The sequence below is a fragment of the Adlercreutzia wanghongyangiae genome, from assembly GCF_035989245.1.
GTDB lineage: Bacteria > Actinomycetota > Coriobacteriia > Coriobacteriales > Eggerthellaceae > Adlercreutzia > Adlercreutzia wanghongyangiae.
Map to the genome: position 1 here is coordinate 1 of NZ_JAYMFF010000018.1, position 20,454 is coordinate 20,454.

Below are 20,454 nucleotides of genomic sequence, written 5' to 3' on the forward strand. Positions count from 1 at the left end.
CCGCATCGCCGATAGTACTGCGGCGCCAGGCCGCGGGAGGACAGGTCGTTCCGCTCGCAGGGGGCGCTTTTTGTCGCCCAATCCTGTTATGTATGAGGCTTGAGCCCCATAGACATATGTCTATGGGGCTTTTTTATTAGAAGCGTGTTTGGTTGTTGTTGGCGGTTCTTTCGCCAGCTTCAGTCTTTTGCGCAGTTGAATTCTCAGATTATTTACATTTGAGAATAATAAGTCTTGTACTCAGCTTTGCGTTGGACTACTATAGAACCATACATTATGCATTGATAAGAATAATGAGATTCTCAAGGAGGAACCCATGGCTGGAGTATGGAAAAGGAGCGCGATTGCTGTCGTGTTGGCAGTGATGATTGCTCTGGGTCTTTTTGGCTGTTCAAGTGGCGAGACGTCAGGGGCGGCGATTGATGCAACGAGTCGGGAGGAGTCCAACGGTACCGCCACCGGCGCGGGGGAGCAGCCCTCGGGTGGGCCGGTTGAGCTGCAGATCTTTGCGGCGAATTCCCTGACGAAGGCCATGGCTGAGGCTGAGGAACTGTATACCCGGCAGAATCCGAACGTCACCTTCGCCGACACCCAGTACGAGGGTTCGGGTGCGCTGATCGAGATGTTGGCCGCCGGCCAATATGCCGATGTTCTCATCACGGCATCTCAGGGCACCATGGACGACGCGGTGGACAAGAGCCACGTGAGGAAGGACACGCGTCAGACCATGTTCAACAACGATTTGGTCATTGTGACCAAGCAGGGTGGCGAGTTGGCCGGTACCGACATCACGCTGGAGGAAATTGCCCAGGGCAAGTACACGCTGGCAGTGGGCGACGAGAGCGTGCCGGCGGGCAACTACGCCTGCCAGGCGTTGTCGACCGTGGGCGCGTACATCGAGCCCGATAACGCGACGGGCGCAGACGCCACGGGTAAGGGCGGCGAGTTCTCCGACGTCATCAAGGACAAGGTGACGCTGGGCGCCAAGGTGGGCGACGTGTGCAAGTACGCTGAGACCGGCGAGGTGGATATCGCTATGGTGTACACCTCCGATGTGTACCGTATGGGCGGTGTGGAGATTTGCTCGGTGGTGCCGAACGATACCCATAAGGCCATCGTGTATCCTGGCGCTGTGTGCGCCGGCAGCGAGCATGCCGAGGAGGCTCAGGCCTTTCTTACTTGGTGCATGACCGACGAGGATTGCGCCCAGATTTGGGAGAAGTGGGGCTTCGAGCTTGCGCAGGATTGAGGGCGACTCGGTATAATAATCGATGACTGATGCAGCGGGCGGGGGCGACTCCGCCCGCTGTGCGCCGTGGAAGCGGCACCTGAGGATATTAGGCTGCTCGGGACAAGGCGGCGGAGAACACGAGCTGCGCGGGTATGTGGCATCTCGAGAGAGGAGAGCGATGGTCAGGGGTCTGATCGCCTTTCTGCTGGCAGTAGCGGTGGCGTGTGTGCCCGGTGTGGCTTGGGCCGACGGGGGCGCCTCGCTGACGGCTGATGCCGAGGTGGAGGTGTCTGCCGAGGGCGATGCGGCCCGCATGGAGGGTTGCGCGTTTGCCGTAGAGGCGTTCGCGTGCTCGCGCACGGGTTCGACGCGGGATATCGATGGGGTGAGCTACGGATACTCCTACCGTTTGAGCGATCCGTCGATGGTGGCGGTGGTGAACACCGCCGATTATGCGGTTATGTTCGTGCCCGCGGAGGTGGCGGAGCGGTTTGACATCCGGGCGGATGACGCTGCATCTGGAGGGCCCGTGGAACAGCTGGAAACGCTGCTGGCGGCGCTGGATGCTAATTTCTCGACAGGGGTGAGCCCCCTGGGCGCCCAGGACAGCTGGTATGTGTTCAGCGGCGAGCCGGGTGACGAGAACGACGCTCATCTGGAAGTGGAGGGGGTCTCTTACGATTTTGCCCGCGAGCTTAAAGAGGGCTATTACTATGTGACCATCTCGGGGCCGACGGACGACTTCGACGTGAAGGCCGAGGTGCGGCCGGCGCAGATGGTCAGCGGCGTGCTGGTGCCAGCCGATGCGGCCCAAGTGGAAGCTGCGGGTGGCCCCTTGGAGCAGTTGGGCGACTTCCTGGCGAATCTGGACTACTCCCCGTTGTGGGTAACGCTGAGAACCTGCGGTGTGGCCATCGTGTTCGTGTTCGTGCTCGGTTTGGCGGCGGCCTATTTCACGATGCGCATCTCGAAGCGTGCGCAAGACATTTTCGATACCATCTTCACCATTCCCATGGTGCTGCCGCCGACGGTGTGCGGCTTTCTGCTGCTGATGGCACTGGGACGCAACACCGCCCTCGGGCGTTTCTTCCAGGACGTGGGATTCCCCTTGGTATTCAGCTGGCAGGCTACCGTGATCGCCGCGGTGGTGGTGGCCTTTCCGCTTATGTACCGCAGCGCGCGGGGGGCTTTCGAGAGCCTCGATCCGAACATGCTTGACGCCGCCCGCACGCTGGGATGGTCCAATGGCCGCATCTTTATGCGGCTGATGTTGCCGCTGGCCTGGTCGTCTATCGCGTCGGGTACGGTGCTGGCCTTCGCGCGGGCTCTGGGTGAATTTGGCTGCACCCTGTTCCTGGCCGGCAATCAGCTGGGCACTACGCGTACCATTCCCATCGCCATTTACTTCGAATGGATGAACGGCAACACTGAGGCCACGTGGTTTTGGACCATTGTTCTTCTGGTGTTCAGCTTCGTGGTCATCCTGTTCATCAACTTATGGAGTCGGCACACCACGCGCTATCGGCGGCGCAGCGACCATGAGGGGCGATCGCCGAAGCCCCGTCGCAACGGGACGCGCGGCGGCCGGCGGCGCGAGAGAGGCGATAAGGCCGGTAGCGGCGCGGATGAGGCCGAGCTGGCCGTGCTGGATAACTGCGGCGCGGAAGGAGGGGCCCGATGAGCCTGTCGGTGGACATTCGGAAGAACTTCGGTGCGTTCACGTTGGACGTGGCCTTCGGAGCTGGTAACGAGACCCTGGGCTTTCTGGGGGCATCGGGATGCGGCAAAAGCCTCACACTGCGCTGCATCGCCGGCATCGAGACGCCCGACGAGGGGCGCATCGTGGTGAACGGTCAGGTGTTCTACGACTCGGAGGCGGGAGTGAGCCTGACGCCGCAGCAGCGCAAGACGGCGTTGCTGTTCCAAAACTACATGCTGTTCCCGAACCTGACCGTGGCCGAGAACATCGGTGCCGGCATTGGACGAGAGGTGGGCGAGGAGGAGCGTGCGCGCATTATTTCCGCCGAGCTGGAGCGCTTCGGTCTGCGCGGCTTCGGGCAGCGCTATCCGGCTCAGCTGTCGGGCGGTCAGCAGCAGCGCGTGGCCTTGGCCCGCATGCTGGCGGCGCGCCCCGGCATCTTGATGCTGGACGAGCCCTTCAGCGCTCTGGATGCGCACCTGAAAGGTGTGCTGGAGCAGAACCTGGTCAGCCTGTTCGAAGCCTTCGAGGGGACGATTCTGTACGTGAGCCACGACATCGACGAGTCGCTGCGCTTCTGCGATCGCATCGCTGTGGTGGATGCGGGGCGCATTATGGAGGTTGACACGGGTGACGAGCTGGTGAACCACCCGCAATCGGTGGCCGGTCTGAAGCTTTCGGGATGCAAGAATGCCACCGTTGCCGAGCGGGCGGGGGAACATGCGGTGTATCTGCCGCGTTGGGGTGTGACGGTGCATACGGCCGAGGTCGTTCCTGCGGACGTGAAATGCCTGGGTGTACGTGCGTTCTATGTGGAGCGGGTGGAGGGGCCTGGAAAGAACTGCTATCACGTGCGGGTCGATCGCACGAGTGATTCTCGGTTCGAACGTACCGCGTTGCTGGGATTTCTGGATCGCGCTGGCGCGGCCGAGGCGGCAGTGTTGCCCGACGACAACGAGATGAGCTATCTGCACCAGCATCTTTTCTGGCGGGTGAGCAAGAGGGTGGACGACGTACTGCCTCAGGTGGGGGATGAGCTGTGGGTGCGCATTCCTTCCGATAAAGTGTATCTGGTGAGCCGCTAGGGACGGCTGTCGGCTGCGGCACGGTCGTTGATTGGCTATTTATTCGCTGTCGTATATAATGGTTCGCCAAGAAGCGAGCAAGGGGGAGCATTGAAGGACTCACATGGGCGCGTCATCGACTATCTGCGCCTATCGCTGACCGACCGCTGTAATTTCCGCTGCGTGTACTGCATGCCCGAGGAGGGCGTATGCTCCATGGCGCACGATGAGATACTGCGCATCGAGGAGATTGAGCGCTTGGTGCATGTGGCCGCGGGGTTGGGCATCCGCAGCGTGCGGCTAACTGGTGGCGAGCCGCTGGTGCGCAAGGGCGTGGTGGACCTGGTGCACGCTATAACCGACATTCCCGGCATCGAGAACGTGTCGATGACTACCAACGGCGTGCTTTTGCCCGCCATGGTGGACGATTTGAAGGCCGCAGGGCTCTCTCGGGTGAACATCTCGCTGGACACGCTGGATACCGAGCAGTTTCGCGCCATCACGCGGGTGGGGCGTTTGGAGGACACGCTTGCCGGCATTGATGCGGCTTTGGAGGCCGGGTTGAATCCCGTGAAGGTGAACGCCGTGACCGTGCGCAGCCTGAACCAGGACTTCCTTGCCTTCGCGAAGCTGTCCATCGATCGTCCGCTGCATGTGCGTTTCATTGAATACATGCCCGTGGGCAACGCCGAGGGCGAGGGGGGCACCGGCTGGGGCAAGGCCGACGTGATTCCCTCCGAGGAGTTGATCGGCATTATCGGAGAGCAGGCGCGTGCTGCTGGGCTTCCCGATTTGGTGCCTGCGGCAAAGGCGAGCAAGCCCGTGGGCTGGGGTCCGGCGCGCTACTTCGAGTTCTCGGGGGCGGCCGGCACGGTGGGTTTCATCAGCCCGTTGTCGCGCCACTTCTGCAGTGAGTGCAACCGCCTGCGCGTGACCGCCGATGGCAAGGTGCGTCCGTGCCTATTCTCCGATGATGAGTACGACGTGCGTGCCGCTTTACGCGCCGAGGACGACGCGGCGGCGCGCGAGGTGCTTTTGCGTGCTCTGGGAGCCAAGCCCGACGAGCACCACGACAAGGTGGGCACCGAACGGAATATGTCGCAGATAGGAGGCTAAGAGGCTCTGTTCGTCCTGCGGGACGAACGGGGTTGTCCGGGCCTGCGCTCGGGGCAAGGGCGCCGTGCTCAGACAGTCCTCGCTCGCCGGAACAGCCCACTGGGCTGTTCCGGTCGCTGCGGAACTCCGCGCGGACCCTCGCCCCGAGCGCAGGTCGTCGCCCCGAGCGCGGGCTCCTCTTCTCTAAAAACGATTCTCGAGTTTGCTTGAAAGGAATTGCAATGACCGAGCAGCTGACCCACATCGACGAGAATGGCGACGTCCGCATGGTGGATGTGTCGCAGAAAGCCGACACCGAGCGCGTGGCCGTGGCCGAGGGCTTCATTTCCATGAAGCCGGAGACCCTCGCGCTTATCGTAGAGGGCAAGGCGGCCAAGGGCGACGTGCTCGCCTGCGCGCGCGTGGCCGGCGTGATGGCCGCGAAGAAGACGAGCGACCTTATCCCCATGTGCCACCCCCTGAACATCACCAAGGCGAAGGTGGAATGCGAGCCGGTGCACGCGGGCGAGCGGGCCGATGGCCGCGTGGGTATTCGCGTGGTCACCACCTGCGGCGTCACCGGCAAGACCGGCATCGAGATGGAGGCGCTCACGGCGGCCAGCGTGGCGTGCCTGACGGTGTACGACATGTGCAAGGCGGTGGACCGCGGTATGGAGATCGGCGACGTGCGCCTGCTGCGGAAGGACGGCGGCAAGACGGGGCTGTGGCTGCGCAAGAACTCCTAGACGCGAGCGCATCCCTGCTATTCTGCTTGCAAAACGACGGTTAGCGTAGTTTCAGTGATGCCATCCGAGAAAACAGACCGAGTTTTCCCAGGTGACATCTTCACAATCCAGGAATTCGAAGCAAGAAAACTACGCTATCCGTCATTTTGCAAGCAGAATCCGCTTCGCGCGGTTCTCTTCCGTAGAAAAAACGTGCACCGTGAGGCGGGTATTCCCAGGAAAGCGGGCCTTGTGGTACCATGAGCCGCTGTTATATTCGTGTTTTCGAAGGGACGTATCCATGTCAGGGCATTCTAAGTGGGCAACCACCAAACACCGCAAGGCCGCGCAGGACGCTAAGCGCTCGGCTCTGTTCTCCAAGCTGGCTCGTAACATCACCGTGGCGGCCAAGGAGGGTGGCGACCCGAACCCCGACAACAACGCGTCGCTGGCCGCCGCCATCGAGAAGGCCAAGGGCTATTCTATGCCCAAGGACAAGATCAAGACGGCCATCGACAAGGCCTTCGGCTCCGGCAAGGACGCCGCCAGCTACGAGACGGTCGTCTACGAGGGCTACGGCCCGGCCGGCGTGGCGGTGCTCTGCGAGGCGCTGACCGACAACCGCAACCGCACCGCGGCCGACGTGCGCGCCGCCTTCTCCCATTCCGGCGGCAACCTGGGCACCTCGGGCTCGGTGGCCTTCCAGTTCGACCGCAAGGGCCAGATCGTGGTGTCCAAGGAAGTGGAGACCGGCGACAAGAAGAACCCCATCGCCCCCAACGGCGCCGCTGCCGACGAGGAGGAGTTCATGCTGGCCGTGGCCGAGGCCGGCGGCGATGACTACGAGGATGCCGACGAGGAGTGGATCGTCTACACCGCGCCGGGCGACCTCATGGCCGTGGTGAAGGCACTGGAGGCCCAGGGCGTGGCCGTGAAGGGCGCCGAGATGACCATGATCGCCAACACCCCCTCCGAGGTGTCGGTGGCCGACGCGAAGAAGGTCATGCGCCTCATCGACAAGCTGGAAGAGCTGGAGGATCTGCAGGCGGTGTACCACACCATGGACATCACCGACGAGATCGCCGAGGCGCTGGACGAGTAAACCGCTCTTTCGCATATCGCGCAGCTTCAAGGGCGTCGGGCTTAAGGCTCGGCGCCTTTTTTGCGTACGGCGGTGTTCTGCGTGTCAGGAAGGGGTGTTCCGAAGCGCAGCCAGCGCTTTCTGCGCCTTTCGGGGACGCAGATGCCCCGCGCAACATTCCGGAAACATCGGCGCGGGGAAATCTGGTAGGGTGAAGGGCAGGTAAGGGCGCGGGAGGCTTGCCGCTGCGCGCGGCGCCCCGCCATTCGACAAGGGAGGCTCCATGGGTTTTCTCGAAGGTAAGACCGCCATCATCACCGGCGCCGGCTTCGCCGCGCTGAAGGACGGCTCGGCCGGCTCCATCGGCTACGGCATCGCCACCGCTTATGCCAAAGAGGGCGCGAACCTCGTTATCACCGGGCGCAACGTGCAGAAGTTGGAAACGGCCAAGGAGAAGCTGGAGGCCGAGTTCGGCATCAAGGTGCTCGTGGTGGCCGCCGACGTGAACGCCGGCGCCGACAACGCCGCCGTGGTGCAGAACGTGGTTGACCAGGCTATCGAGACCTTCGGCCGCATCGACGTGCTGGTGAACAACGCCCAGGCCTCCGCCTCCGGCGTGACCTTGGCCGACCACACCACCGACCAGTTCGATCTGGCCATCTACTCGGGCCTGTACGCCACCTTCTACTATATGCAGGCGTGCTACCCGCACTTGAAGGAGACCAAGGGCTCGGTCATCAACTTCGCCTCGGGCGCGGGCCTGTTCGGCAACTATGGCCAGTGCGCTTATGCGGCGGCCAAGGAGGGCATCCGCGGCCTCACGCGCGTGGCCGCCACCGAGTGGGGTCCCGACGGCATCAACGTGAACGTGGTGTGCCCGCTGGCCTGGACGGCTGCGCTGGAGAACTTCCAGGAAGCCTACCCTGATGCCTTCGAGGCCAATGTGCACATGCCTCCCATGGGCCACTACGGCAACGTGGAGACCGAGATCGGGCGCGTGGTGGTGCAGCTGGCCAACCCCGATTTCAAGTTCATGAGCGGCGAGACCCTCACTCTGGAAGGCGGCATGGGCCTGCGCCCGTAGAGCGTCCTCTGGCAACAGAGTAGTCGTAAAGCGGCCCGGAAAGCATCGCGGCTTTCCGGGCCGATTCTTTCTGGTTGCGTGTTTGGATGTTTTAGGATGTGGCGGAGGGAGCTAGCCACTCGGCCGCGCCTCAACGTTTCCCTTATTTCCCTATTTCTTCCCTTATTTCCCTATTTCTTCCCTTATTTCCCTATTTCTTCCCTTATTCTGCTTTCAATGGAAAGGAGAGGGATGATGGAGCGCTCTGTCTTCGAGGATATACTGCAGCAAGGTGAATCTACGACAGTCGAGTTTAAAAGATGCGGTTCTAAGCCAGAGCGAGATTCGCTCGAGACGCTATGCTCCTTCGCCAACAGGAACGGCGGCAGTCTATTTCTGGGAGTGACGGACGATGGAATCGTGCAAGGCATTCCCTCGCAGAGCATACTTGATGTGGAGCGTAATCTCATCAACTGTACGTGCAATCCCAATTTGTTCAATATGCCGCCTAGTTTGGAGTTCGAGCAAATCGAGTATGACGGGCGATGGGTTTTGCGTGTTTGGGTGCCACCCACCCAAGGCGTGTTTCGTTTCAAGGGCAAAGTGTACGATAGGTTCGCCGATGCCGACGTTGTTTTGAGAACCGATGCTCAGATTGCCTCCCTCTATCTGAGGAAGTACTCGGTGTTCACCGAGCAGCACATCTTTCCTTATTTGCGCATCGATGATTTAGAGCCCGGTCTTATCGATAAGTGCCGGAAGATGGCCTCAGCCAGAAGACCGAATCATCCCTGGGCTGAAATGGACGATTTCGAGCTATTGCGAAGCGCGCAGCTTTACACAAGAGATATAGAGACGGGAGCTGAGGGTCTCAGCCGGGCTGCTGCGCTACTTCTCGGTCGTCGTGAAGTTGTGCTCTCCGCGTGTCCCGCCTATAAGACTGATGCGGTGTTTCGCGAGCAGCAGGCCGATCGCTACGACGACAGGGAAACAGTGAGGGACAACCTCGTGACAGCCTATGGCGCGCTGCGCGACTTCTGCGTGAAGCATCTTCCCGACCCGTTTTACCTCGAGGGCGACCGTCGAGTGAGCGTGCGCGATATCGTGGTGAGGGAGATGGTATCCAATACGCTTATCCACCGTGAATTTACGAGTCCTTTTCCCGCGAAGCTCATCATCGACGAGACGGGTCTGCGAACCGAAAACGCGAGTCGCGCTGTTTTCGAGGGGCGTTTAACGCTTTCCGATTTCAATCCCATACCAAAGAACCCGATCATTGCGAATTTTTTCACGCAAATTGGCTATGCGGAAGAGCTAGGGAGCGGTTTTCGTAATTTGGAGAAGTACGCAAAGGCGCTGTTTGGGGCCGACCCCGTACTCGAAGAGGGTGATGTGTTCAAAGCGCGCATTCCTCGCGGGGAGGATTCGCATGCGAAATCGAAGACGGGCAACTCTCTGAAGGAAGGTGTGAGACTCGCCATTATCGCTCTTTTGGAAGAGAGGAAGTCGCTGACGGCCGGCGAAGTGGCTGCCGAACTTCGCATCTCATCGAAAACTGCGGCGAAATATCTTAAGGAGCTTGTGGCGGAAGGCCTTGCTGAAGCCGATGGGAATGTAAGAACGAGGCGATATTATTGGGCGGGATGAGCGGCGAGACCCTCACTCTGGAAGGCGGCATGGGCCTGCGTCCGTAAGTGCTTTTCGGATAGCGAATCGTCGTGGTGCCGGCCTGGAGACCCCGTGGTTTCCGGGCCGGCACCTGTTTGGAGGCCGAAGCGTTATCCGACTCGGGTCGACATCGACTGCGCTCGTGGTAAAATTACGAGCGAATGAGGTGATGACATGGAAGTAAACAAGGTTTTGGCCGTCAGAGACCTTGAGGCCCAGGGCAAGCACCGTTTGGCTTTGCCCGGTGACCTGCTTGATCTTATTGTGCGCGGCATTACCTCGGCGATTCCGACGGAGAGCATTTATGTGTTCGGCAGCTATGCCCGCGGAGAGGCGGGGCCGTCCAGCGACATCGACCTCTTTGTCGTTACGAGCGACGACAAAGAGCGGCCGCTCCAGTACGCCACCATGGCCTCTATGAAGGTGGCCGACGACATCATTCGCAGCGGCTACGACTACGATTTGCTAACGCGACCCCGGCAGCAGTACGAGTCGCGCCGCCGTAAGCGCACTTGCATCGACGGCATCGTGAGTCGTGAGGGCGTGAAGATATATGGCTAGCGAGTACCGGGGGCTTCTCTACGCGGCGAACGCCGACGTGGAGGCCATTGGCGCCCTTGCCGCCGCCGGCGTTGCGACTCATACCGAGAGCATCGGGTACCATGCTCAGCAGGCGGCAGAGAAGATGGTCAAAGCCGCTTTCGAAGTGCGGGATTCTGATTATCCGTTTACTCACAACATTCGACTGCTGCTCATGCGTGCGCAGGAGAAAGAGCTGCTGGGCGAGCCGTCGGATGAGGTCGTTGAGGCAGCACTTTACCTGACGGGCCTCATTTCTGTGACGCGCTATGCCGAGGCGCCTGATTTTCAAGAAGGCGAGGCGCGACGTGCTGTCGAGTGCGCTAATCGCATAGCTGCCTTTCTTCGCGAAAACGGTTTCGACGCGATTGAGATCAAGATTTAAGCGTCACTGACACGCTTTCTAGGAGCTTGCTCAGCATTGTTTTTGCGAGGCCTCTCGTGAGCACGCTTGCCGATCGCATGGGGTAAGCCGCGCCGCTCCAGCGCGACGAGAATCGTTGGCTCGACTACCTCAACGATGCCGACCGGCTGGTAGAAAGCGCCGTGGGCGCGTGCCTGCTTGCTCGCTCCAAGAAGGAGCACTTCGACGTTCATTGGTGGCGAGAGAGGCAGCTCGCCGCGCACCCCATCGGCGAAAAAACCTGCTGGCGTTGTCAACCTGTGCTAAACTTACCGACATGCTGTTAACGAAGCGCACATACACTTGCCTGGGGGGGGGTCTCACCGCTAAGACGGTGTGAGCCCTCGCGCGCTAGCGCAGCATTTCCGCGGGACGAGTTCTCGCAGCAATCACGTAGATACAATCGAATAGCGGACTTCTTTTGGGCGCTCGCTTGCGCTTGGGGCTGTTTCGCGAAGGGCGGCTCCGATGACTGAGACGCTAGATAATGAGCTACTCGGGGGTTCCGAAGGGTCTCTTGCTGACGAGCGGAATGCTCATCGGCGGGGGGACGCCGCCGGCTCCTTTGAGTGCGAGTTCGGTTCCTTTCGCTTCACGAAAGATGAGGCGGCATCCAACTTTAAGAAGCTGGCAGAGTGCTACTTCAACCGTAACTTCTGCACGCTTCCAAAGGCAGAGATCGATCTGATGATGTTCGAATTCCTGCTTGACGCCTACGTTCCAAACGGTTTTCTGGCTCCAGGAGAGGACGACAAGAGCGATGCGGAGAATGGCTTAGGGCCGAGGAGGAACGCTCCTAGCACCCTGACTCTTGCCATGCAGCTTGGAATAACTCCCGCGCGGGTGGAGGGTTATCTGGAACGTCACGCGCTGAAGAGCGAGCCCCCTTCCGAGGGATGCTGGTGGGAGTCGCTGGAAACCGCTTTGTGCAAATGCAACTACTTCGTAGAGGGCGAAAAAGCGTACTTCACGCTGCCAGATAGGTATACGAAGCACGTTTTGACGGAAGCGCTGAACAGCGGCGGGTACTACTACGACTTCTCCTTCAATGCGAAGAATCTGATTGTCCCTTGCTCGACGCTCGTTGCCCTTGCGGTGAACTTGTATGTTTGCCAAAACGGGGACGACGAGAAAAAACTCTCGCAAGTCAAGGACGTGTTGCGTGGTCAAGCGCGAGAGGTCGGTGGCTTTGCGGGAGAGGATGCCGAAAAGAGGCTCGAATTGATTTTCGAAGAGGACGATTCGACCAAAGGCTGGGGGAGCGACCGGTTCATGGCGGTGGGAGATGTCATGTTCTCCCTTGTCGGTGTCGCTGAGACCGCGCTCAACCTCACCGGTATCTTCCCCAGTGGAGGGGCTATCACTTCGACGCTCGAAAAGATGTTCAAGGCCATTTCCGAAAACGTCAAACTGAAAAAGGAGAAGAAAGGAAGGTAGTTATGTTCTGTTCAAAGTGCGGGAATGAGATCGCGGAGGGGTCGGCCTTCTGCGGGAAGTGCGGGGCGCCGGTGGGCGCTCAGGCAGGCGGTGTCACGCCGGCCGGGAGCGCGCAGGGCGCGGCGACCGGCGGCGCCGGGGCCGGGGCGCCGGCGCCCAAGAGGAGCGGCGCCAAGATCGGCGTTATCGCGGCCGTTGCCGTGGTCGCGGTGGTGCTCGTCGCTGGGTTCGCGACGAACGGGTTCGGGCTCGCCGGCGTGCAGCCCAAGGAGGCGGTGGAGGTTCCCGCCGCGAGCCAGGGCGCGGACGGTCAGGAGGGGGCGAACGCTGTCGATGGCCAGGGTGCCGATGTCGGCGAGAACGCGGGCGATGCCCAGGGAGACGTCCAGGATGCGGCCGGTGCCGCGGTGAAGTCGGCGGTGGAGGCCTACACGTGGGACGAGCTGTCGCAGATATCGGCCGAGATCGGCGCGGCCGGCGACGAGGCGGCGGCCATCGAGGTGGCGAAGAAATACAACCTGTGCACGCCGGAGGGGAAACTGGACGGCACGCAGGTGAAATCGGTGACGCTGGCGGACGGCACCCAGACCACGGTGCAGATCGTCGGCTTCGCCCATGATGACAAGACCGCGGGCGGCAAGGCGGGCATTACGTTTATTTTTGGTGACTGCATCGCTGAGGCGCCTATGAATAGTTCCAGCACAAATGCAGGTGGCTGGGAGGCTTCTCAAATGCGGGCATCATTGAATGGTGAAGGGTTGAGCCTTCTGCCAAGTGACCTGGCGGCAGCTGTTGTTCCCGTTGATAAACTCACTAACAATGTGGGTGAAACCGACAGCGTATCTTCGGTGTCCACTACATCAGACAAGCTGTGGTTGTTCTCGTATGCGGAGCTCGCGGGTCCAATTCGTTCCGAACAGCTTGGTGTCGGCAGTAGTTATGAGAAGTACGCTGCTGTCTTTAATGCTGAGGGTTCTCCATACATGTTGTTCGAGGACGTAAGGGAATCCGACCCAGAAAATACAATTCTTATCAAAAATATGAGTGGGCAACCGCAATACTGGCCGGAGCGTTCTCCGGATCCGAGAGAGTCGGGCTCCTTTCAGCTTGTGACAGACCACGGCCGTCCTCGCGATTACGGTGCAGGTGCTGACTATGTCGATGGTGTGGTTCCTGGCTTCTGCATTTAAGGAACTGTTCCGTGGCTGAGGGACGCATTTCGCATGATGGGGAATAAGGGGATCGCCCCCTATCTTGTCGATTCGCGAATGGTTTCGCATCTAACTTGCATGAAAGGACTCACATGGGATTTCTGGACAACGTGACCTCGGCGGTGAACCGGGGGACGGCGGCCGCGGGGCGCGGCGCCGACAAGATGAAGCTGAACGCGCGCATCGGCGAGCTGAACAAGCAGCGGCAGGGCCTGGCTGCCCAGCTGGGGGCGAGCCTGTACGAGGCGACGCGGGGCGATGCGGCGCTCGTGGCCGGGCGCGAGGCGCTCTACGAGGGGATCGCCCGCGTGGACGCCGAGCGCGAGGAGTGCCAGCGCCAGATCGCGGCCATCGACGAGCAGGCGGCCGCCGCGGCGACGGCGGCCGCGGGCTTCACCTGCGCGGTGTGCGGGGCCCGCATGAGCGGCGCCGACCTGTTCTGCTCGGGCTGCGGCACGCCGGCCGACAAGGCCCGGGCCCAGGTAGCCCCTGCGCGGGCCGTACCCACCGGCCCCGCGTGCGCGAGCTGCGGGGCGCCGCTCGGTGAGGGCGATATGTTCTGCATGAGCTGCGGAGCCAAGGTTGCGCCGCCCGCGGTTTGCGCTGGCGCCGGAATCGGCGACGCCGAGCTGATCGAGAATGCGGGTGTCGGCGCGTCCGAGCTAGTCGAGGTCGACGGCGACGGCAATAAGGTCGTGGCGCCCGGCGGCGAGGGCGCCCCGAAGGGAGGGGAATAGCCATGTTCTGCCCCCAGTGCGGCAACCAGCTGCCCGACGGCAGCGCCTTCTGCGGTAAGTGCGGCGCCAAGTTGGGCGCGGCGGCCCCTGCCCCCGCCGCGAGCGCGAGGGGGTCGGCCGCGGCGGCCCCCGCGGCCTTCAGGGCCCCGTCGGCCGCGGGCCCGTTCCCGCCCCTGCGCATAGCCGCCATCGCGATGGCCGCCGTCGCCTTGCTGTTCGCCCTCATGCCGTGGTTCTCCACCAGTTCCGCGGCGGTGACCGCGAGTGGTTACGCCTCGGGCGGTGCCGATCTGGTCGCCGGGCTCACCGGCGCCGACGTGTCGTTGCCCGAGTTCAAGGAGAGCTACTCGGTGTTCCAGTTCGGCGAGCTGGCCGCCACGGCGACGACCTATCTGGATGCCGAGGCGCAGATAGCCGATGCGATGGAGGCCGCCGAGGTCGCGGCGTCGGGCCGTGCGCGGGCCATTAGCCTGAGCGAGCCCCAGGGGTCGCGCAAGCCGGCTGAAGCGCTGTTCATGGCAATGGTGTGCTGGGCTGCGTCGTGCCTTGTGGTCGTCGCCGGTGCCGTGTGCGCCCTGGTGACCCGCGGCCGCAACGGCCTGGTGCTGGGCATCGGCGCCGGGCTTCTGGCAGCCGTATCCCTCGCCTGGGCCTTCGGCTCCTATGGCGTCTTGGAATCGGCGGGCCTGGCCGTCTCGGGTGGGGCGACGAACGCCATCGTGTGCGGCGCGGCTTCCATTGCGGTCATCGTGTGCGTGCTTGTCTCCCGACAGGCGAAGGCGTAAGGAGACTCCCATGTTCTGTACTAAATGCGGCAATCAGATGCCGGATGGATCCAAGTTCTGCACGAAGTGCGGTGCTGCCTTCGGGGGCGCTGCAGCTCCGGAGATTTCGACGGGCGCCGCGGCCGCTGGCGGCGCGTCCGGGCAGGGTGCTCCCGCTGCCGGCGCGCCCAAGGGCGCGGAAGCTCCCGCAAGGAAGAAGCGCACTGGTCTTATTGTGGGCATAGCCGCGGCGGCCGTGGTGGCGCTGGCGGCGGTGGGCATCGCCGTGGCGAACCCGTTCGCGGCGCCGGAGCCCGCGCCTGCGCCGATCGAGGAGCCGGTCGCCGAGCCTGGGGCGGTCGATCCCGAGCCCGAGGCGGCTGCCGACGCCGAGCCCGCGTCTGCCGATGCCGCGTCTGCGGGCGCATCGGAGCCGACGCTTCCTGCGGTGTGGTTCGGCGCCTATTCTGGCAACGGCTTCTCGCTGGTGGACGAGTACGGCAACGTCACGGTGCCGGCGGTTTCCGATGCCGTGCTGGAGACGCCCTTTGCGGACGGCTTCTCGCTGGGCACCTGGGAGACGAGCGAGTACGATGCCGAATGGGACCAGGTGCACGACGAGCAGACCCACTATGCGCTCTTCGACAGCGCTGGCGCTGCGGCGGTGGATCTCGACCCCGTTCTGGCGGCCACTGGCGTAACGGGCCGGTCCAGCGTGTCGGGCGACGTGACATCCTATGCCGACGGCCGCCTCGTTCTGACGGTGATCGCCCAGGAGGCGGGCCAGAGCAACGTGTTCCTGGTGCTGGACGAGCAGGGGAGCCTCGCGTTCGAGCTGGGGAAGGCAGCTGAGGGCCCCCTCTCGGCGTGGCCGGCGGCCGACGCCTTCCACGACGGCGTGCTGTTGGCCCGAGCGGGACTCGGCGACGAGTACCTTCTGGATACGAGCGGCAATGTGCTCGCTTCGGCTCAGGAGGCCGGCGCCCCGGTCGTCTCCCTCGGCTATGGGTACTATCGCAAGGACGCCCCGGACGACGAGAGGGTGTACGGCTACGACGGCCAGCCGCTGTTCGACGCTGCCAGCGTGAACGGGGGCGACGTCGTTGGCGGGAAGCTGGGCTACGACCAGCCCGGCGCCAGCGGCATCGTGCTGGTGACCGCCGAGCGCGAGAACCCTTACGGCGGCGCCAACAAGTCTCTGGCCGGCCTGTACTCGGTGGGCTCCGGCACGTGGATCGTGCCGCTGGGCGAGGATCTCGCGAATTTCGGCGACGCCAACGACGACGTGCTGTGGGTGCGCACGGCAGGCTCGATCGGATCCTCGGCGGCCACGGACGGGGCGGATGCTGCGGCAGCTGCGGCTACGGCCGAAGGGGGTGCCGCGGGTGCATCCAGCACCGACGCGGCGCTTCGGTCGGCTATCGTGAGCGCTTCGGGGGAGGTGGTCTTCGACGCCTCCATGGCCGATGCCGCGCTGGCTATCCCCGAGGACTTCCGCGCCCGCTACCTTCACGACGGTTGGTGGGGCATCTGCGACGATGCCACCTCGGAGCCCTACGCGCTGGTGTGCATCCAGGACGGGAAGTTCCTCGGCGCCATTGACGCGCCTCAGAATCTGGCTACCTACCCCAACTCGGAAATGTACAGCGTGTAGGGCTGCAGCAGACCGAATCCCGACTGCTATTGGCTATAAGTCTTTACTAGACCAACTCGTGGGACAACGGGGCTGGGCCCGTTGTCCCGTATCGGCCCGGGAGGCGTGACAGCTTCCCGGGCTGTTTCGGTTTGCCTGCTGCGTTGGCGGGCTCTTGGCCATGGGCTCCCCGGGTTTTGCGAAATGCTTCGAGAGCTCATTGTCTTTTGGGGAATTTCCCTATTTCTTCCCTTATCTTGTGTCTACGAAAAGAAGGAGGAAATGACGGAGCTCTCTGCACTCGAGGCCAATGTGCGCATGCCTCCCATGGGCCACCACAGCAACGTGGAGACCGAGATCGGGCGCGTGGTGGTGCAGCTGGCCAACCCCGACTTCAAGTTCATGTGCGGCGAGGCCCTCACCCTGGAAGGCGGCATGGGCCTGCGCCCGTAGCGTAGCCCTCGGGGATTCAGGCTTTACTGCTGAGCGAATTTGCCTTACTATTGAGCAAATTTGCTCAGTAGAAAGGCAAATCATGTCTCACCTTGTTTTCGAGCGGCCTCTCGTGAGCACGCTTGCCGACCGCATGGGGGAGCCGCGCCGGCTCATTCAGATGCTTATCGGCCCCCGGCAAACGGGGAAGAGCACCGCACTGAGGCAGGCGCTGTCCCATGTAGACGTGCCGGCGCATGTCGCGCTCGCGAGCATCGATTCGTCAAGCCGCGATTGGCTGCGGGCGCAGTGGGCGCAGGCGCGCACTCTTGCTTCCGCATCGGGTGGAACGGCGCTGCTCGTTGTAGATGAAATCCAGCTTGTGGACCAGTGGTCGGCGGTCGTGAAGGAGCTTTGGGACGAAGATTCGTGGGCGGGTCTCGATTTGCGCATCGTGCTGAGTGGCTCTTCGTCACTCCTTTTGCAGAAGGGACTGCGGGAGGGTCTGACCGGGCGATTCGAGATCGTGCGGAGCACCCACTGGAGCCTGCCCGAGTGCGAGGAGGCGTTCGGCTATACGCTCGATGAGTTCCTCTACTTCGGCGGCTACCCCGGGGGTGCGCCTCTCCGGCGTGACGAGAATCGCTGGCTCGACTATCTCAACGACGCGGTCATAGAGCCGAGCATTGCCAAGGACGTCGTGGCAATGGAGGACGTCCGCAAACCTGCCCTGATGGAGCGCTTGTTCCGATTGGGCTCCGCCTACTCTTCCCAGGAGCTGTCCTATCGTAAGATCATGGGGCAGCTCGATGATGCGGGTAATACGGTCACCCTTGCCCATTACCTGCGACTTCTCAACGACGCCGGTCTGTTGGCGGGATTGACCAAGTATGACCCGAAACTCGTGCGTGAGAAATCCAGTTCGCCGCGGTTTGCCGTTTACGACACGGCGCTCATGGTGGCCACTTACGGACCCTATCGCAGTTTTCTGCTTACCGACAGCGAAAGGCGTGGTCGATTGGTGGAAAGCGCCGTGGGAGCTTGTCTGCTCGCTCGCTCCAAGAAAGAGCACTTCGACGTTCACTGGTGGCGCGAGGGGAACGACGAGGTCGATTTCGTTGTCGTCCAGGGCGAGGAGGCTGTCGGTATCGAGGTGAAGAGCGGTCGGGTGAAGTCGCTCAAGGGGTTGACGGCATTCGTTAACCGGTTTCCCTGGGCGCGGACGCTGGTTATCGGTTCCTCGGAGTGCCCCCTCGAATCATTTCTTCGCGGGGAGGTGCCGCTCTTCACATAACAGGAAAGCGCAATAAATAGGCTAAAACTTGTCTTGCAATCAGCAAACATATGTTCTATGATAAGCCCCACTTGAATTTGGAAAGCGGGGCTTATCTTTTGGACGCGGCGCGCATCATACTGGGCATCGACCCGGGTCTGGCCTATGCGGGGTGGGGCTTGAGGGTGCGGCGGGCGCCTTGGTACAATGAGCGTAGTTGCTGATAGGGCAAAGGAGGTGTCTTTGTGTCGAAGCGAGAGGTTGAATTCGTGACATACTGCATTGGCAATTTGTCCGAGCGGTTGGGACTTAGCCAAACCGAGATTTACAACTTGTTGGCGCAGAGCGGCATTCTCCAGAACTATATCGTTGCCTCCTATGATGTGCTCCACACCTTCGGCAAAGACTACCTTATGGAAGATATCATTGGCTATATGCGCGAGAAGAAGTTGGTCGCATGAGGGTTTATCATGCGTCCGACTGCGTGGTAGACAGTCCGGATACCGAGCATTCCCGCGACAACCTCGATTTTGGCCGCGGCTTCTATGTCACAACGATGAAAGGCCAAGCGACTAGCTATGCCCAGCGGTTTATGCGCCGAGGACGTAAAGCCTACGTAGGGGAGTACGATCTAGACGAAGGCGCGCTGGCGTCTTTGGATGTTCTCGAGTTCTCTTCCTACGACGGGCAATGGCTCGATTTTGTCATGGCTTGCCGCAGCGGTGCCGACGGCTCTTCTTGGGATGTTGTTATGGGCGGCATCGCCAACGACCGCGTGTTCACTACGGTCGATTTGTACTTCGCGGGCGAAATCGCCAAAGAGGAGGCATTGGGGCGGTTGGCCTATGTGAATCCCAACGACCAGTTGTGCTTCCGAACTCAGCGGGCGATCGATCGGGCGCTGCGCTTCTGCGGAGCGGAGGAGGTATCGTGAGCGACGCGGGCAAGCAGGCCGTTTTGCAAATGAAGTATGCACGAGTTATCGATGTTATGGCGAGCCTGGGCGGAATAACGCCCGAAGAGGCGATGGATCTTTTCTACAATGCGCCGCTGATGCCATTGATCCAGGAGGGCGTTGCCGATCTTCACTGCCGAAGCGACGAATATTTGGCGAAGGAGATATTGAGGGATGCCGGGCGCCTGCCCGTTGGCTCGGTGGAATCGGTTCATCCTTCCTCTGGCGAATAGAGTCCTTGCATTTCACAAACATATGTTCTATGATAAGCCCCACTTGAATTTGGAAAGCGGGGCTTATCTTTTGGACGCAGCGCGCATCATACTGGGCATCGACCCGGGTCTGGCCCATACGGGCTGGGGGGTTATCGAGCAGTGCGGCTCGCGGCTGGGGTGTGTGGCCTACGGGTGCGTGGCTACGCCGCCCTCGCAGTCTTTAGCCGAGCGCCTGCTGAAGATCCACCATCAGGTGGGCGCGGTGATCGAGCGGTTCCGTCCCACCTGCGTCGGCATCGAGACGGTGTGGTTCGGCAACAACGTGACCGCGGCCTTCGCCACGGGCCAGGCCCGCGGGGCGGCGCTGGTGGCCTGCGCCGAGATGGGGCTTTCCGTGGGCGAGTACTCGCCGAGCCAGATAAAGCTGGCCGTGGTGGGCGAGGGCACCGCCGAGAAGGAGCAGGTGCAGTACATGGTGCGCCACCTGCTGGGCTTAAGCCGCGACCCGGAGCCCGACCACGCGGCCGACGCTCTGGCTGCGGCCATATGCCATACGACCCACGAGGGGAAGGTGTTCGCGTGATAGCGTTTCTAGATGGAGAGGTGGCGGCGGTGCTGCCGCCGAGCATGGTGTACGTGGACGTGAACGGCGTGGGCTACGCCGTGGCCATGCCCGGGGGCGACTTGGGCAAGCTGGCGCAGGGCCAGCACGTGCGCGTGCTCACCTACATGTCGGTGACCGACAACGGCATCGGGCTGTACGGCTTTCTCTCCGAAGAGGAGAAGACGCTGTTCGAGAAGCTCATCGGCGTGTCGAAGGTGGGGCCGAAGATGGCCCTGTCGGCGCTTTCGGCCTTCACGCCCGGCGAGCTGGCCGATGCCATTGCCGCCCAGGACATCGCCCGGGTGTCGCACATTCCCGGCGTGGGCAAGAAGACGGCCGAGCGCATTATCCTGGAGCTGAAGGGCACGCTGGAGGCGGGTGCTGCATCGCTGTTCAGCCAAGATGCCGACGGGGGCGTCGCGGCGGCCAACGTGGCGCTCACGGGTGCTACCGAGGCGCTGCTTTCCATGGGCTTTACCTCTGCCGAGGCCGAGGTGGCCCTGAAGGGCGCTCCCGAGGGCGCGGGCGAGGGTGCGCTGCTACAATACGCTCTGAAACGTTTGGGAAGTCGATAGCGATAGGCTG

At 62.0% G+C, this 20,454-nt stretch carries 22 protein-coding genes; all 22 read left to right on the top strand.

Translation table 11 applies throughout. The features are described from left to right. Positions 1-316 precede the first annotated feature (316 nt). On the top strand, positions 317-1,249 hold the full coding sequence (gene modA / locus VIN30_RS08895; protein ID WP_338210942.1) for a molybdate ABC transporter substrate-binding protein: 933 nt from the start codon (positions 317-319) through the stop codon (positions 1,247-1,249). Positions 1,250-1,409: 160 nt separating this feature from the next. After that, positions 1,410-2,912: a molybdate ABC transporter permease subunit gene (modB, locus tag VIN30_RS08900; protein WP_338210944.1), complete on the top strand. Its 1,503-nt coding sequence runs from the start codon at positions 1,410-1,412 to the stop codon at positions 2,910-2,912. Continuing rightward, entirely contained in the window at positions 2,909-4,015 is a 1,107-nt protein-coding gene (locus VIN30_RS08905; RefSeq protein WP_338210946.1) for a sulfate/molybdate ABC transporter ATP-binding protein, read from the top strand. The genes modB and VIN30_RS08905 overlap by 4 nt, the downstream gene beginning before the upstream one ends. Positions 4,016-4,105: 90 nt before the next feature. Then, a complete protein-coding gene (gene moaA / locus VIN30_RS08910; protein WP_338210948.1) occupies positions 4,106-5,110 on the top strand; it encodes a GTP 3',8-cyclase MoaA in 1,005 nt (334 codons plus the stop codon). Between the two features lie 221 nt (positions 5,111-5,331). Beyond that, positions 5,332-5,835 carry a cyclic pyranopterin monophosphate synthase MoaC gene (gene moaC, locus VIN30_RS08915; protein WP_338210949.1) on the top strand — a complete coding sequence of 168 codons (504 nt, stop codon included), beginning with the start codon at positions 5,332-5,334 and terminating at the stop codon, positions 5,833-5,835. A gap of 280 nt (positions 5,836-6,115) precedes the next feature. Further along, entirely contained in the window at positions 6,116-6,916 is an 801-nt protein-coding gene (locus tag VIN30_RS08920) for a YebC/PmpR family DNA-binding transcriptional regulator (RefSeq protein WP_338210951.1), read from the top strand. 262 nt (positions 6,917-7,178) lie between these two features. Continuing rightward, positions 7,179-7,979 carry an SDR family NAD(P)-dependent oxidoreductase gene (locus VIN30_RS08925; protein WP_338210953.1) on the top strand — a complete coding sequence of 267 codons (801 nt, stop codon included), beginning with the start codon at positions 7,179-7,181 and terminating at the stop codon, positions 7,977-7,979. A gap of 231 nt (positions 7,980-8,210) precedes the next feature. Further along, a complete protein-coding gene (locus VIN30_RS08930; protein WP_338210954.1) occupies positions 8,211-9,605 on the top strand; it encodes an RNA-binding domain-containing protein in 1,395 nt (464 codons plus the stop codon). Between the two features lie 195 nt (positions 9,606-9,800). Further along, positions 9,801-10,187 carry a nucleotidyltransferase domain-containing protein gene (locus VIN30_RS08935; RefSeq protein WP_338210956.1) on the top strand — a complete coding sequence of 129 codons (387 nt, stop codon included), beginning with the start codon at positions 9,801-9,803 and terminating at the stop codon, positions 10,185-10,187. Next, positions 10,180-10,590 (top strand): HEPN domain-containing protein, encoded by a 411-nt coding sequence (locus VIN30_RS08940; protein ID WP_338210958.1) that lies wholly within the window; start codon positions 10,180-10,182, stop codon positions 10,588-10,590. The genes VIN30_RS08935 and VIN30_RS08940 overlap by 8 nt, the downstream gene beginning before the upstream one ends. Positions 10,591-11,076: 486 nt before the next feature. Next, positions 11,077-12,045 carry a hypothetical protein gene (locus tag VIN30_RS08945; RefSeq protein ID WP_338210961.1) on the top strand — a complete coding sequence of 323 codons (969 nt, stop codon included), beginning with the start codon at positions 11,077-11,079 and terminating at the stop codon, positions 12,043-12,045. A gap of 2 nt (positions 12,046-12,047) precedes the next feature. Further along, positions 12,048-13,235, top strand: coding sequence for a DUF6273 domain-containing protein (locus VIN30_RS08950; RefSeq protein WP_338210962.1), 1,188 nt, complete (start codon positions 12,048-12,050; stop codon positions 13,233-13,235). A 113-nt stretch (positions 13,236-13,348) separates the two neighbouring features. Then, a complete protein-coding gene (locus VIN30_RS08955) occupies positions 13,349-13,993 on the top strand; it encodes a zinc-ribbon domain-containing protein (protein WP_338210964.1) in 645 nt (214 codons plus the stop codon). 2 nt (positions 13,994-13,995) lie between these two features. Continuing rightward, the gene (locus VIN30_RS08960; RefSeq protein WP_338210965.1) at positions 13,996-14,778 is read left to right on the top strand and encodes a zinc ribbon domain-containing protein; all 783 of its coding nucleotides are present in this window, start codon (positions 13,996-13,998) and stop codon (positions 14,776-14,778) included. Between the two features lie 10 nt (positions 14,779-14,788). Then, positions 14,789-16,411, top strand: coding sequence for a zinc ribbon domain-containing protein (locus VIN30_RS08965; protein ID WP_338210967.1), 1,623 nt, complete (start codon positions 14,789-14,791; stop codon positions 16,409-16,411). Positions 16,412-16,672: 261 nt separating this feature from the next. Further along, positions 16,673-16,843 (top strand): hypothetical protein, encoded by a 171-nt coding sequence (locus tag VIN30_RS08970; RefSeq protein ID WP_338210969.1) that lies wholly within the window; start codon positions 16,673-16,675, stop codon positions 16,841-16,843. Positions 16,844-16,925: 82 nt separating this feature from the next. Then, entirely contained in the window at positions 16,926-18,116 is a 1,191-nt protein-coding gene (locus tag VIN30_RS08975; protein WP_338210971.1) for an ATP-binding protein, read from the top strand. Positions 18,117-18,364: 248 nt separating this feature from the next. Next, positions 18,365-18,556 (top strand): DUF3791 domain-containing protein, encoded by a 192-nt coding sequence (locus tag VIN30_RS08980; protein ID WP_338210973.1) that lies wholly within the window; start codon positions 18,365-18,367, stop codon positions 18,554-18,556. Beyond that, on the top strand, positions 18,553-19,029 hold the full coding sequence (locus VIN30_RS08985; RefSeq protein WP_338210976.1) for a DUF3990 domain-containing protein: 477 nt from the start codon (positions 18,553-18,555) through the stop codon (positions 19,027-19,029). Before VIN30_RS08980 ends, VIN30_RS08985 begins: the two co-directional genes overlap by 4 nt. Beyond that, positions 19,026-19,283: a hypothetical protein gene (locus VIN30_RS08990; RefSeq protein WP_338210977.1), complete on the top strand. Its 258-nt coding sequence runs from the start codon at positions 19,026-19,028 to the stop codon at positions 19,281-19,283. The genes VIN30_RS08985 and VIN30_RS08990 overlap by 4 nt, the downstream gene beginning before the upstream one ends. A 43-nt stretch (positions 19,284-19,326) precedes the next feature. Continuing rightward, positions 19,327-19,848 carry a crossover junction endodeoxyribonuclease RuvC gene (gene ruvC, locus VIN30_RS08995; protein WP_338210979.1) on the top strand — a complete coding sequence of 174 codons (522 nt, stop codon included), beginning with the start codon at positions 19,327-19,329 and terminating at the stop codon, positions 19,846-19,848. Continuing rightward, positions 19,845-20,444 (top strand): Holliday junction branch migration protein RuvA, encoded by a 600-nt coding sequence (gene ruvA, locus VIN30_RS09000; protein ID WP_338210981.1) that lies wholly within the window; start codon positions 19,845-19,847, stop codon positions 20,442-20,444. The genes ruvC and ruvA overlap by 4 nt, the downstream gene beginning before the upstream one ends. Positions 20,445-20,454 lie beyond the last annotated feature (10 nt).

What these genes read in the sequence shown, in the direction of transcription:
- VIN30_RS08940 (WP_338210958.1), top strand. Translation starts at nt 10,180, where the DNA reads ATGGCTAGCGAGTACCGGGGGCTTCTCTACGCGGCGAACGCCGACGTG.
- VIN30_RS08935 (WP_338210956.1), top strand. Translation starts at nt 9,801, where the DNA reads ATGGAAGTAAACAAGGTTTTGGCCGTCAGAGACCTTGAGGCCCAGGGC.
- moaC (WP_338210949.1), top strand. Translation starts at nt 5,332, where the DNA reads ATGACCGAGCAGCTGACCCACATCGACGAGAATGGCGACGTCCGCATG.
- VIN30_RS08970 (WP_338210969.1), top strand. Translation starts at nt 16,673, where the DNA reads ATGACGGAGCTCTCTGCACTCGAGGCCAATGTGCGCATGCCTCCCATG.
- VIN30_RS08950 (WP_338210962.1), top strand. Translation starts at nt 12,048, where the DNA reads ATGTTCTGTTCAAAGTGCGGGAATGAGATCGCGGAGGGGTCGGCCTTC.
- VIN30_RS08955 (WP_338210964.1), top strand. Translation starts at nt 13,349, where the DNA reads ATGGGATTTCTGGACAACGTGACCTCGGCGGTGAACCGGGGGACGGCG.
- VIN30_RS08905 (WP_338210946.1), top strand. Translation starts at nt 2,909, where the DNA reads ATGAGCCTGTCGGTGGACATTCGGAAGAACTTCGGTGCGTTCACGTTG.
- VIN30_RS08985 (WP_338210976.1), top strand. Translation starts at nt 18,553, where the DNA reads ATGAGGGTTTATCATGCGTCCGACTGCGTGGTAGACAGTCCGGATACC.
- VIN30_RS08930 (WP_338210954.1), top strand. Translation starts at nt 8,211, where the DNA reads ATGATGGAGCGCTCTGTCTTCGAGGATATACTGCAGCAAGGTGAATCT.
- VIN30_RS08960 (WP_338210965.1), top strand. Translation starts at nt 13,996, where the DNA reads ATGTTCTGCCCCCAGTGCGGCAACCAGCTGCCCGACGGCAGCGCCTTC.
- modA (WP_338210942.1), top strand. Translation starts at nt 317, where the DNA reads ATGGCTGGAGTATGGAAAAGGAGCGCGATTGCTGTCGTGTTGGCAGTG.
- VIN30_RS08920 (WP_338210951.1), top strand. Translation starts at nt 6,116, where the DNA reads ATGTCAGGGCATTCTAAGTGGGCAACCACCAAACACCGCAAGGCCGCG.
- VIN30_RS08975 (WP_338210971.1), top strand. Translation starts at nt 16,926, where the DNA reads ATGTCTCACCTTGTTTTCGAGCGGCCTCTCGTGAGCACGCTTGCCGAC.
- VIN30_RS08925 (WP_338210953.1), top strand. Translation starts at nt 7,179, where the DNA reads ATGGGTTTTCTCGAAGGTAAGACCGCCATCATCACCGGCGCCGGCTTC.
- VIN30_RS08945 (WP_338210961.1), top strand. Translation starts at nt 11,077, where the DNA reads ATGACTGAGACGCTAGATAATGAGCTACTCGGGGGTTCCGAAGGGTCT.
- modB (WP_338210944.1), top strand. Translation starts at nt 1,410, where the DNA reads ATGGTCAGGGGTCTGATCGCCTTTCTGCTGGCAGTAGCGGTGGCGTGT.
- VIN30_RS08965 (WP_338210967.1), top strand. Translation starts at nt 14,789, where the DNA reads ATGTTCTGTACTAAATGCGGCAATCAGATGCCGGATGGATCCAAGTTC.